The 11,613-nt window shown below is 72.7% G+C and carries 11 protein-coding genes; 6 read left to right on the forward strand and 5 right to left on the reverse strand.

Features of this window, described 5'->3' with window-relative positions; all coding sequences use genetic code 11:
- Positions 1 to 101 precede the first annotated feature (101 nt).
- Both KUM03_RS37490 and KUM03_RS37495 read left to right on the forward strand, forming a co-directional pair.
- On the forward strand, positions 102 to 857 hold the full coding sequence (locus tag KUM03_RS37490; RefSeq protein WP_217255192.1) for an AraC family transcriptional regulator: 756 nt from the start codon (positions 102 to 104) through the stop codon (positions 855 to 857).
- A gap of 24 nt (positions 858 to 881) precedes the next feature.
- Positions 882 to 1,475, forward strand: coding sequence for a hypothetical protein (locus KUM03_RS37495; protein ID WP_217255083.1), 594 nt, complete (start codon positions 882 to 884; stop codon positions 1,473 to 1,475).
- Positions 1,476 to 1,482: 7 nt separating this feature from the next.
- Here the strand turns inward: KUM03_RS37495 and KUM03_RS37500 are convergent, their stop codons facing one another.
- A complete protein-coding gene (locus KUM03_RS37500; protein ID WP_217255084.1) occupies positions 1,483 to 2,358 on the reverse strand; it encodes an NAD(P)-binding domain-containing protein in 876 nt (291 codons plus the stop codon).
- 119 nt (positions 2,359 to 2,477) lie between these two features.
- Here KUM03_RS37500 and KUM03_RS37505 point away from each other — a divergent pair, with 119 nt between their 5' ends.
- A complete protein-coding gene (locus KUM03_RS37505) occupies positions 2,478 to 2,912 on the forward strand; it encodes a helix-turn-helix domain-containing protein (protein ID WP_217255085.1) in 435 nt (144 codons plus the stop codon).
- Here the strand turns inward: KUM03_RS37505 and KUM03_RS37510 are convergent.
- The 3 genes from KUM03_RS37510 to KUM03_RS37520 all read right to left on the reverse strand — a co-directional run bounded on the left by KUM03_RS37510 (position 2,861) and on the right by KUM03_RS37520 (position 7,012).
- On the reverse strand, positions 2,861 to 4,159 hold the full coding sequence (locus KUM03_RS37510; protein ID WP_217255086.1) for a VWA-like domain-containing protein: 1,299 nt from the start codon (positions 4,157 to 4,159) through the stop codon (positions 2,861 to 2,863). The two genes, KUM03_RS37505 and KUM03_RS37510, sit on opposite strands and share 52 nt — an antisense overlap.
- Before the next feature lie 77 nt (positions 4,160 to 4,236).
- Positions 4,237 to 5,505, reverse strand: coding sequence for a MoxR family ATPase (locus KUM03_RS37515; RefSeq protein WP_217255087.1), 1,269 nt, complete (start codon positions 5,503 to 5,505; stop codon positions 4,237 to 4,239).
- A 52-nt stretch (positions 5,506 to 5,557) separates the two neighbouring features.
- A complete protein-coding gene (locus KUM03_RS37520; protein ID WP_217255088.1) occupies positions 5,558 to 7,012 on the reverse strand; it encodes a hypothetical protein in 1,455 nt (484 codons plus the stop codon).
- A gap of 307 nt (positions 7,013 to 7,319) precedes the next feature.
- Between KUM03_RS37520 and KUM03_RS37525 the strand changes: the two genes are divergently transcribed.
- The 3 genes from KUM03_RS37525 to KUM03_RS37535 are packed head-to-tail and all read left to right on the forward strand — an operon-like array spanning position 7,320 to position 10,125.
- Entirely contained in the window at positions 7,320 to 8,339 is a 1,020-nt protein-coding gene (locus tag KUM03_RS37525) for an iron ABC transporter permease (RefSeq protein ID WP_217255193.1), read from the forward strand.
- 1 nt (position 8,340) lies between these two features.
- The gene (locus KUM03_RS37530) at positions 8,341 to 9,126 is read left to right on the forward strand and encodes an ABC transporter ATP-binding protein (protein ID WP_217255089.1); all 786 of its coding nucleotides are present in this window, start codon (positions 8,341 to 8,343) and stop codon (positions 9,124 to 9,126) included.
- 3 nt (positions 9,127 to 9,129) lie between these two features.
- Positions 9,130 to 10,125, forward strand: coding sequence for an ABC transporter substrate-binding protein (locus KUM03_RS37535; protein WP_217255090.1), 996 nt, complete (start codon positions 9,130 to 9,132; stop codon positions 10,123 to 10,125).
- Positions 10,126 to 10,210: 85 nt separating this feature from the next.
- On the opposite strand, the gene KUM03_RS37540 is transcribed toward KUM03_RS37535, so the two are convergent.
- Entirely contained in the window at positions 10,211 to 11,446 is a 1,236-nt protein-coding gene (locus KUM03_RS37540) for an MFS transporter (RefSeq protein WP_217255194.1), read from the reverse strand.
- Positions 11,447 to 11,613 lie beyond the last annotated feature (167 nt).

Here is an 11,613-nt window from a genome sequence, read left to right on the forward strand (position 1 = left end):
GTAGCATTCGACGGAGGGGGTTCGCCGTGGAGAGAGGTGACGATTCCGCCGGGTGGGACGTGGCGCGTCCACGAAGGCCCAGCCGGGTGACCGGAGTCGACATGGCGGGGTTCCGGGTGTCGGGCCCGCTCGTGGGCGACCTGAGGGTGGTTCCCCACCCGGCCGTGATGCTGATCCTGGAGTTCGGGGCGAGGTCGCCCACCGTGGACGACGGTGCCGGGCGGCGAGTCGAGGGAAGCCTTGTCGCCGGGCCCGGGTTCGGCGCGGGGGGCGGGGTCCGCGCCTGGGGGGAACACGTCGAGTGCGTGCAGGTGCGCCTGTCGCCCGTCGTCGCACGCGCGGTGCTGGGTGCCTGCTCGGCCGACCTGGGCAGTGGCGTGGTCACGCTCGACGATCTGTGGGGCAGGGAGGCGTCACGGCTCCGTGAGCGACTGAGCGCGGCACCCACGTGGCGGGAACGCTTCGAACTCGTGGACGTGCTGCTCGCCCGCCGTAGTCGGACGCGTCCGCCGACGGACCCGGAGGTGGCCTGGGCCTGGCAGCGGATCGTGGCCAGTGGGGGACTCGTCCGGGTCGAGCACCTGGCGGCCGAACTCGGATGGAGCCGCAAACGTCTGTGGTCCCGGTTCCAGTCCGGCATCGGCGTGCCGCCCAAGCGCGCCGCGAAACTGGTCCGCTTCGACCGCGCGGTGCACCGCCTGGTCGGTGGAGAAGACACCGCCCGAGTCGCGGCGGACGGCGGCTACTTCGACCAGCCCCACCTGCACCGGGAGATCATGGCGTTCACCGGAGCGACACCGGCGACCGTGGTGGGCGAACCCTTCCTTACGGTCGACGACCGCGCATGGCCGACGTGAGGACACGTGGCCGACCATTGCCCTGTGGACATCATCGAACTGCTCGAATCGGCGGCCCTTCTGGTGCCGGAAGAGGCCGCCACCCCGCACGACGTGACAGCGCGGGACGTCTGGGACTGCCTGGCCCACGACGACTGGCGGACCGCTCTGAACCTCCTGGAGGAGTGCGGGGACGGACGGCCGCTGCCCTTGACGTTCTGGGAGCAGGCTGCCGTAGCAGCTGAACAGCTCTGCCTCCGGCGGAGCGCCGCTTGGTGCCACTGGCGGGCCGCCGAGACACGGAACGGGATGGTCCGGGCGGAACTGACCCTGCGTCCCGCCGCGGAGGCGAGACGCAGCACACCGATCCCCGGTCACGGTGTGCTGCGGCCCATGTGGGACATCGGCAACCTCTCACCCACCGGAGGTGCCGCGGTGAGCATCGCGGGGCTCTGGGTCGAGGACGTCCCCTTCCTCGAGCCCGGCGGCCGGGCCACCGTGCGGCTTGTTCCGCTCACCCCGTCCCACTGGCGGCACGTCGAAGCCGGGCTGCGGATCACCATGCACGAGGACCGGACCGCGGCCGGTACCGCACTCGTGCTGGAGGCGCGTCCGCCCGCGTACCGCGCGGGCACGTGACGTCGGCTCAGCCCGGTCGCCTGACGCTCTCGTAGATCCGGGCGAACCCCTCGGCCCCGTACCCCGCGTCGGCCTGGCGCCGGATCAGCCGCTGCACCATGGCGACCGCCTCGTTGTCGATGCCCTGCTCGGAACCGGCCGCCAGGATGTGGCCGAGGTCGGAGAACTCGAGGCTCTGCTGCCCTTCCACGGTGTAGTCGCCGCCGTCGATCACCTCGGCGAACCCTTCGAAGGCGCCGGTCATGGCGGTCAGCCAAGGTGCGGCCATGGCGGCGAACTCGCCCGCTGTCACGCCGGCCGGGGCGACCATCGCGGCACCGTGCATGAAGCCGGCGAACATGACGTACATCCCCGAGAGCAGGGCGAGGTCGTACAGCGACGCCAGCCCGGCGTCCTCACCGAAGTAGGTACTCGTTCCCCAGACGTCCAGCAGTGGCTTGTGCTGATGGAAGACGTCGGCGGACCCGCTGTACAGGATCGACGAGCCAGGCGCGCCGATCATGTGCGGTACGGCCATGATCCCGCCGTCCAGATACGCGACGCCGGCGCGCGCGGCCCAGTCGGCCAGCTCCCGTGACTGAGCCGGGGACGTCGTCGTCACGTTGATCAGGGTGCGGCCGGCCAGCTCGGCGGAGAGCGGATCGAGCACCTCGTGGACCGACGCGTGGTCCAGAAGGCACGCGATCACCAGGGGTCCGGCCCGGACCGCGTCACCGGCCGTGGCCGCGGCTTGTGCGCCCTGCGCGACGAGGTCCTTGTCCTTCCCCGGTGAGCGGTTCCAGACCGTCGTCGCGTGCCCGGCCTTCACCAGGGCGCCCGCGAGGGCACTTCCCATCGCCCCCAGCCCGAGAACGCTCACCTGGACTTCGCTGTTGGTCGTCACAGCTCTGATTCCCCTCTGTTCGTCGTTCGGTTCGATCCTCTCCGTCGCCGGTAGGGTTGACCAGTACGGACTAATTAGTGGGGTACTCACTTGCGGGTAAGTACGGCTTGGAGGGGCGAATGGCGACAGCGGCACGACGTGGTCCCTACTTCTGCGGCATCGACGCGGCGATGGACGTGGTCACCGGAAAGTGGAAGTCGCTGATCCTGTGGGAGCTCCACCACCACGGAACCCGCCGGTTCGCCGAACTCCGGCGCGGTCTGCCGGGGGTCAGCGAGAAGATGCTGGTCCAGCATCTGCGTGAGATGGAGGAGGACGGTCTCGTGCACCGTGAGGTGTACCCCGAGGTGCCGCCCAAGGTGGAGTACTCCCTGACCGAGCACGGCGTCTCGCTCAACGCCGCGCTGGCCTCGCTGGGACAGTGGGGCACCGAACGCATGCGGCGGATCGGCGCCGAGAAGGTCTCGGTCGACGACGCCCCGACGGCTCGGCGCAGTGTGCGTCAGCCGATGGTCACGACCCGCGCCCAAGGCGGCGGGAGGTCGGGCACGTAGTCGGGATTGTCGGTGTCGACGTCGGTCGGCCGGGGGAAGAGTCCGACCACCGTGCGGCAGGGAGGCTCGGCGGAGGGCCAGGGTGTCTGGCCGTCCGTCAGGGCGACGATCACGTCGGGCCGGTGCCGGGCGCGCAGGGCCCGCGCGAAGCCGGAACGCAGGTCGGTCCCGCCGCCGCCGAGGAGCTCGATGTTCTCGGCCTGGCAGACGGGGACCACGGTGCGGGCCGCGGCGTCGCAGGAGATGACCGTGACCAGGTCGCGCCGGCCGCCGACCGCGCGGGTGACGGCCGCGACCTCCAGCAGCGCGCTGCCGAGTTCTCCGTCGCTCACCGATCCGGAGGTGTCGATCACGACGCAGACCCGGGGCGGTGTGCGGCGCAGGCTGGGCAGCAGCACGCCGGGCACGCTCGCCGAGCGGCGGGACGGGCGCCGGTAGCTGTGGTTGTCGCCCGGTCCCGGCGCGCCGACGGCGGAGCGGACCGCCGCCCCCAGCAGTTGCCGCCACGGCTGCGGCGGGTGGAATGCCTCGTCCGCCCACCGGCGCCAGCCTTCGGGCGCGTTGCCGGGACGTCCCTTGATTCCCTGCGCCACCCGGAAACGGACCGCGTCCCGCTGCTGTCGGGTCAGTCCGTGCGCGCCGTCGGGCCCGAGCTCCCACGGGCGTGCCTGCCCGTCGGCTCCGCTGCCGCAGTCCAGCCAGGCCAGGTCCGCGGCGAGCGGGGACATCGACGTGGTGCGCAGGTACTCCTCCATCAGCAGCCCGGAGGGCAGCCGCAGGAGTGAGGGCATCACGGCGCCGTGGGGGCGGGGCAGGCCGGCACCGTAGATGTCGTCGTTGATCTCGAAGTCGGCCGCGATGTTCCGCCGCAGCCGCTGGCCCGGCCCCTGTTCCTCGTGCTGTCTCGCGTACCGCTCGCCTCGTCCGTGGTGATCGCGCAGGAGGTGGGAGACCTCGTGGACCCATACGCCGGCGAGCTCCTCCACCGGCATGCGCGCCACGAAGGCGGGGGAGACGTAGCAGCGCCAGTGGGCGTCCACCGCCATCGTCGGCACCGACCGGTCCTCCACCACGTGCAGCGCGAAGAGCGCGTCGGCGAGGTAGGGGCGTACCTTCACCGCGTGCAGCCGGGCGGCCAGCAGCTTTTGGGTGTCGAGCCGGAGTGACCGCTGGGCGCCTGAATCCCCGGCGCGGGGCGGTTCGGGCGGGGCGGCCCGCACCGGGCGCGGCGGCGCGGGCGGGGACATGGGGTGCGGTACCGGACGTGCCGGCCGGGGGGCGGGTCGCGAGTGCGGGTGCGGCTCGGGTCGCCGTGCGCTCCCCGTCATCGACCCGCCTCGGACGCCCGCCGGGTGGCCCTCGCTCCCGTGACCCGTCCCACCGACCGCTCCGCCTGCCGCGCGAGCCCGATGACCCCGGTCAGCCGCTCCACGGTTTCCGGCACCTCCCAGTCGTCGCGCCGCAGTGCGGCCAGAGCGGTCGCCGGGGCCACCAGCAGGTCCGGGGTCCCGGTTTCCAGCGCTCCGGCCAGTACTGTCCAGGCGGCCTCCCACCGTTCCCGTCGCGGCCTGGCCCCCACGGCGGCGACCACCGCCTCCAGGGTCGCCTGCCGCAGGTCGCCCCGTTCGGGCAGGTCCGCGGCCGCCGGGTCGGCGAGCAGCGTCTCCGGGTCCGGCAGGTCCATCCGGTCCAGGTGGGCGAGGAGTTCGAGGCCGGCGCCGTCCCCCACGGCGCCCCGCACCAACAGCGCCAGTACGTCCCGGGAGACGGAGGCCGCCGTGCCGAACGCCAGCAGGGTCAGCGCGGCCTCCCAGGTGCGGGGCGAGGGCCACGCGCCGCCGCGCCGTGCCTCGCTGCTCGGCAGCCGGTGGATCAGCGTCGGCCGGGCCTTGAGGAACCCGCAGACCGCTCGCCGGGCCAACGCGACCGCCTCCGGCAGCCGTTGCGCCTCCAGCCGGGGCAGTTCCGCCCGGGGCCATACTCCGCCCAGTCCACGTACCACCACCTGCGGGTCATGTGTCCAGTACAGATGGACGAACCGGTTGGCCAGCGGCGGGCTCAGCTCCCACCCGTCGGCGGCGGACGCCCGCGGGTTGGCGGCGGCCACGATCCGTACTCCGGGTGGCAGTCGCAGCGCTCCGACCCGCCGTTCGAGAACGACCCGCAGGAGCGCGGCCTGGACGGCCGGGGTGGCGGTGGACAGTTCGTCCAGGAAGAGCAGGCCCCGCCCGGCCCGTACCAGCTGAACGGCCCACTGCGGCGGCGCCATCGGCACCCCCTGCACGGCGGGATCGTCGCCCACGATGGGCAGCCCGGAGAAGTCGGACGGTTCGTGGACACTGGCGATGACGGTGGTCAGCGGCAGGTCGAGCGAGTCGGCGAGCTGGGTCAGGGCCGCGGTCTTGCCGATGCCGGGCTCGCCCCAGAGCAGGACGGGCAGGTCGGCGGCGACGGCCAGGGTGAGCGCCTCGAGCTGTTCGTCGGGACGCGGTTCGCTGGTGGTGGTCCGCAACAGGGACAGGAGGGTGTCGGCGACGCCGAGTTCGGGGTCGTGGGTCTCGGCGGGTCGGGACATGAGCGTGCTGGAGGTCATGGGCATCACCTGGGGTGTGAGAAATGACAGGAGTGGCGTGATACGTGAAAGGTCAGGCGGTGCGGGCGGTGCGAGGCCGTGGCCTGCTGCCGCGTTTGTGGCGCATGGTCTCCGGCATGCGGCGATCGGCCCGGGGGCGGTGCCCCTCCTCCGTCCGCGCCGCCCCGGCCGCCGGATGAACGGCGACGAGCCCGGAGCGGAAGAGCCCGTGGTCGATGCGGCGGTTCGCGGCGGACCGCAGCGTGTCCCGCAGTGGTCCGTCCCGCAGAAGCGCGCCGGGCCCGAGGAGTCCCTCGACCACGGTCAGCGCCCCGGCGACGTCACCGTGAGCGAGCCGCTCCCGGACCGCGGGCAGGGCCTCGGGACTGCGGTGCACGGTGTCGATGGCCCGCAGGCAGGGCAGCGGCGGACCGCCGAGCGCCACCAGCAGTTCCTCCCGGCGCAGCTGGTCGGCGTCGTGGTCGACCGCCGTCAGCACACCGTCGCGCAGGGCGATCCGGTGGACCTCGCCCCGGCATTCCACCGTGTGCGGATCGCCTGACCCCGCTGCCGAGCCCTCCCGGAACGCCCCGGGGGCAGCGCCCCGCACAGGCGGTGCGCCGGGCGTCGGCAGCGCCGCGGCCACGAGCGGATGCAAGCGTTCCGCCGTGATCAGTCCCGCCCGCAGCAGCTCCAGGTCCGGCGGGACCCGGACCGCCGCCTCCGGCAGCACGGGGAGCGCGGCGACCTCCTGCGGCCGCAGCGGGCCGCGCAGCGGACGCAACGTCGGTACGTGGCTGTCGTCGGGTGCGACGAGCTCGAACACGGTGCGGCTGCGGGCGCCGAGCCGCACGGTGAAGGCCCCGCGAGGAAGCCCCTCCGCCCGCAGCAGGTGTTCCGCCTCGGCGGCCCAGTGCCCCGTCGCCCAAGGGCCCTCGGGGTGATCGTGCGGAGCGGATTCGGCGGCCGGACCGTGCGCCGGCCCTGCCGCGCCGCACCGCCGGGGCAGGTCGCCGCTGCGTACGGCGTCCCAGAGGTGGCGGTGCAGGTCGAGCCGGAAACGCCGGTCGGGGTGCGGGTGCGGATGGTGTCCGGCCGTGCCGCGGCGGGACCCGTCCCACAGGGCCAGGGACATGCGCTGTCCGGCGTCCGCCCAGGCCGGCGGCGTCCGGACGACGAGGTGCACGGCCGGCGTGCCGGGAGCGCGGTAGCGGGCGAGGGACAGCGTGAGGCCGGGCCGCAGCCGCCCGTCGGGGGCGATCCGGGGCATGTGCCAGCGCAGCAGATCCGGCGCCAGCCGACGCAGATCCGCCCGGAGGCGGGCGACGAGGTCGGTGCCGTGGTGCTTGCCCACGGCGCGCAGATCGAGATCGACGTCGATCCGGGCGGCGGCACACGCCCCCGCCCAGTCGCCGACCGCACGTCGCGCGGTCGCGGTCTCGATCATGGACGGTGGCACGGCGTACTCACGTACGCGCCGCCACATCAACTGGTGGGGTGGAACACCGTTCGCGAGGTGATGAGCCATCAGCACTCACCTGACGCGAACGATTCCCCCAATCCGTACGAGGAGAAAGTCATCATCGCGGGCATCGTAACCACTCGCGGATGATCTGTCACTCTTCCGGGCGCAACCCGCCGCCGGCGGGCGGGCATGCTAGATTTCCGAACTTGAACATGGTTTCCATTATCGAGAGAAAGTGTAGGTAGGCCACGTGCCTCCGCCTTCGACCTCCATACCGTCGGCGAGCGCGGACACGGCCGGCCCGGCCGAGGTGCCGGCGTCCGCACCCGCGGCGGCCGTGAAAGGCCGGCTCGCCTCCCGCAAGGCCCTGCTGCTCGGCTGCGCGGGGTTGACCGCGGTCCTGCTGGTTTCCGTCGTCGTCGCCATCGGACTCGGCCCCGCCGTCATCTCCCCCGGGGAGACCGCCCGCCACCTGTGGGCGGCTCTCCACGGCGGGCGCGTCGCCCCCGACGAGGTGACGACGTACCAGATCGTCTGGCAGATCCGTACGCCCCGAGTGCTGCTGGCGGCGTTGGTGGGGGCGGGGCTCAGCGCGATCGGCGTGGCGGTCCAGGCCCTGGTGCGCAACGCGCTCGCCGACCCCTTCGTCCTCGGTGTCTCGTCGGGCGCGTCCGTGGGCGCCGTCGGCGTCACGGTCACCGGAGGACTCGCCGCGTTCGGTATCTACGCGGTGTCCGTCGGGGCCTTCGTCGGTGCGCTCGCCGCCTCGCTCCTGGTGTACGCCGCCGCCGCGAGCCGGGGCACGCTCTCGCCGCTGCGCCTCGTCCTCACGGGCGTGGCGATGTCGCTCGGCTTCCAGGCGGTGATGAGCCTGATCGTCTACTTCGCGCCGGACGCCGAGGCGACGAGCATGGTCCTGTACTGGACGATGGGCAGCTTCGGCGCCGCGACCTGGGGCGCGCTGCCCGTCGTGTCTGCGGTGGTGCTGGGCGGACTCGTCGTGCTGCACCGGTACGGGCGGGTGCTGGACGTCCTGGCCCTCGGCGACGAGACCGCCGCGAGCCTGGGAGTCGGCCCGGACCGGTACCGGAAGGGGCTGTTGCTCCTCGTCTCGCTCGTCACGGGCGTCATGGTCGCGGTCAGCGGCGCCATCGCGTTCGTCGGGCTCGTCATGCCGCATGTGGTGCGGATGCTCGTCGGTGCCACGCACGCCCGCGTGCTCGCCGTGGCCCCGCTGGCCGGGGCGATCTTCATGGTGTGGGTCGACCTGGCGGCACGCACCGTGGCCGCCCCGCGCGAACTGCCGCTCGGCGTGGTCACCGCGCTCGTGGGAGTGCCCGTCTTCATCGGCCTGATGCGCCGCAGGGCCTACGCCTTCGGGGGGCGCTGACATGGACCTGAGACTCGACGAGCTCTCCGTCGTGACCGACGGCAGGACCCTCGTCCGCGCCTTGTCCCTGGAAGTGGCCGACGGGCAGGTCGTGGGTCTGGTCGGCCCGAACGGAAGCGGCAAGTCCACCGCCCTGCGCTGCGTGTACCGGGCGTTGCGTCCCAGCTCCGGAACCGTCTGGCTGGGCGAGCGGGACCTGACCCGGCTCCCGCTGCGCAGCAGCGCCCGGACCGTCGCGGCGATGACCCAGGACGGTGGCGTCGACTTCGACTTCACGGTCGAGGAGGTCGTCGCACTCGGACGCGCGCCGCATCTGCGCGGGAACCAGGCGCTCAGCGGCCGCGAGCGCGAACTGTGCGAGCGGGTGATGGAGTGGCTCGACATCGGACACCTCGCGCACCGGGGGGTTCTGACGCTGTCGGGCGGGGAGCGCCAGCGCGTCCTGCTCGCCCGCGCACTGGTGCAGGAGCCGAAGGTCCTCGTCCTCGACGAGCCGACCAACCACCTCGACGTCCGCCACCAGGTGGACCTGCTCTCGCTCCTGCGTGGCTCGGGGCTCACGGTCCTGGTCGTCCTGCACGACCTCAATCTCGCCGCGGCGGCCTGTGACCGGCTCGGCGTGCTCTCCCAGGGCCGTCTGGTCGCTTCCGGCGCCCCTGCGGAAGTGCTCACGCCGCACCTGGTCGCCGAGGTCTTCGGAGTGCGGGCCAGTGTCGTCCCGCATCCCCTGACGGGCGGTCCCCAACTGCTGTATTCGCTCAACCCCAGTCATGGAAAGGTTATGTGACACATGCTCACAAGCAGATCCCGCGCCACCGTCGGTTCCGCCCTCGCGGCGGCACTGGTGCTCGGCGGCTGCGGCGCCGAGGTCGAGTCGGACGACGCCAAGGCCTCCGGCAAGGTCACCGTCAAGCGCTGCGGTGAACCGGTGGAGTACACGGTCCCCGAGCGCGCCGTCGCCTACGAGGGCGGCAGCGCGGACAAGCTGTTCGCCCTCGGCCTGACCGAGCACGTGTACGGCTATGTGATGCCGCCCGCCAACCCGCCGGTGAGCGAGTCCCCGTGGGCGTCCGAGTACGCGAAGGTGAAGATGCTCAGCGACGACCTCCTCAACAAGGAGGTCGTGGTCGAGGCCAAGTCCGACTTCGTGGTGGCCGGATGGAACTCCGGCTTCAAGAACGAGCGGGGCATCACGCCCGAGATCCTGGACACGCTCGGCATCCAGAGCTTCATGCACACCGAGAGCTGCTTCAACTATCCCGGGTTCCCCGAGAAAGTGACCCCCTTCGAGGCTCTCTACACCGACCTCGAACGACTCGGCAAGATCTTCCGGGTCGAGGAGAGGGCCACGGAGGTGGTCGACGACTTGCGCAAGCGCGTGAAGGAGGTCGAGGCCAAGGCCCCGAAGGGCGATCCGGTGCCCGTCTTCCTCTACGACTCCGGCACCGACCAGCCGTTCACCGCGGGCAATCAGGTGCCGCCCAACGACATCATCGAGAAGGCGGGCGGCAAGAACGTCTTCGACGGCCTCGACGAGCGCTGGACCCAGGTCAGCTGGGAATCCGTCGCCGAGGCCGAGCCCGAGGTCGTCGTCATCCTCGACTACGGCGACATGCCCGCCCAGAAGAAGATCGACTTCCTGAAGAAGTCCCCTCACACCAAGGGTCTGCCCGCCGTGAAGAAGGACAACTTCTTCATCCTCGACTACAACGAGGGCATCAGCGGGCCCCGCAACATCGACGGTCTGGAGAAGTTCGCCGCGTACCTGCGGGAACTCAAGGGCTGAACCGACGGCACAGCCCCCTGACACGCCGTTCGCTCCCGCCGCCCACTGCGGGCGGCGGGAGCGAACGGCTGAGTGGGCGGTCGCGTCAGACGGAAGGGTCCGTTCCCCGACGGTCGGTGGCCGTCCCCGTGGGCGGGTGGGAGAAGGTCCGGGTGCTGGGCACGAGCGCGGCCGCCGCCGGTGCCGCGAAGCAGACGACCGCGCAGCCCGCGAGCACCGCCCTGGCACCGAAGGCGTCGATGGCGGGGGCGATGACGGCGAGTCCGACCGGGGCGAGGCCGTAGGAGAGCAGGAAGTCCAGGGAGGAGACCCGGGCCAGCTTGTCCGGGGCCACCTCGCGCTGGGCGGCGGTGAACCACGGCACGTTGAACAGCTCGATGCCGATGCCCGCGACGGCGTAGGCGGCCATCACGACGACCGGGTGCACGGGGAACACGAGGCTGAGCGGCGCGAACCCGTACGCGGCGAGCCCGGCCAGGGCGGCCCGGCCGGGGGAGCGGGGGCGCCAGCGGGCGATGAGCAGCGCACCGGCCAGCGCTCCGGCGGTGTACGCCGTCATCGCACCCGCGAGGACGACCTCGGTGCCGTACTCGTCCCTGCTGACCATGGGGAGAGCGACGCCGGTCGCGGAGTAGCCGGTGGCTATGACGGCCGTCAGCGCGCCCAGCCCGGCGAGGAACCACGGGTGCCTGCGGGCCTCGCGGACCCCCTCGGCGAACTCGGTGAGGAACGACGCCCTCTCCGTACCGGCCGAGGGCTCGGACGCGCCGCTCACGGTGCCGGGCCGCGCCCCGCGTCCGGGGACACACGCGGCGACGAGCCAGAGCAGCCCGATGCCCACCAGCAGTGCCCCGGTGCTGAGGAACACGGCGAGCAGGGCGGCCAGCGAGGGCCCCACGAGCGTGGTGGCCCGTACGGCCAGGGTCATGGCGGCGTTGGCCTGCTGCCTGCGGTCGGCGTCCACCACCTCGGCGGTCAGGGCCTGGTAGGCGGGCCGGCAGGCGCCCTGCCCGGCGCCGGCCACGGCGGCGGCCGTGGCCATCAGCAGCACCGAGCGGTCCAGTCCGGCGGCGAGTACGGGGGCCGCGGCTCCGGCGGCGAGCCCCGCCCACAGGACGACGCCCCGGCGGGAGTGCCGGTCCGCCAGCACTCCGGCCATGGGCACCGCGGCGAGGAACCCCACCGTCCGGGCGGCGAGCAGCAGTCCCAGGTCGGTGGCGGTGAGCGTCCGGTCGAGGACCGCGAGGCCGAGCACGAACGGCAGGGCCCAGGTGGCCAGGCCCGACGCCGTGGCGCCCGTCCAGAGGCGGAGGAAGGCCATGTCGAGCAGGACGGTCCGCTGCTTCACGGCTCGGTCCTCGACGGCGTCGGGCGGGGCGGAGGGGGTGGGCACGATGACGCGCTCCTGTCGTGTGCGGGGTCGGCGGGGGACGCATCGAGCGGGGTGGCGCTGCGTCGGCGACAGACTATCGCAATGACAATCATTTC

Source organism: Streptomyces sp. AC602_WCS936, from assembly GCF_019049125.1.
Classification (GTDB): domain Bacteria; phylum Actinomycetota; class Actinomycetes; order Streptomycetales; family Streptomycetaceae; genus Streptomyces.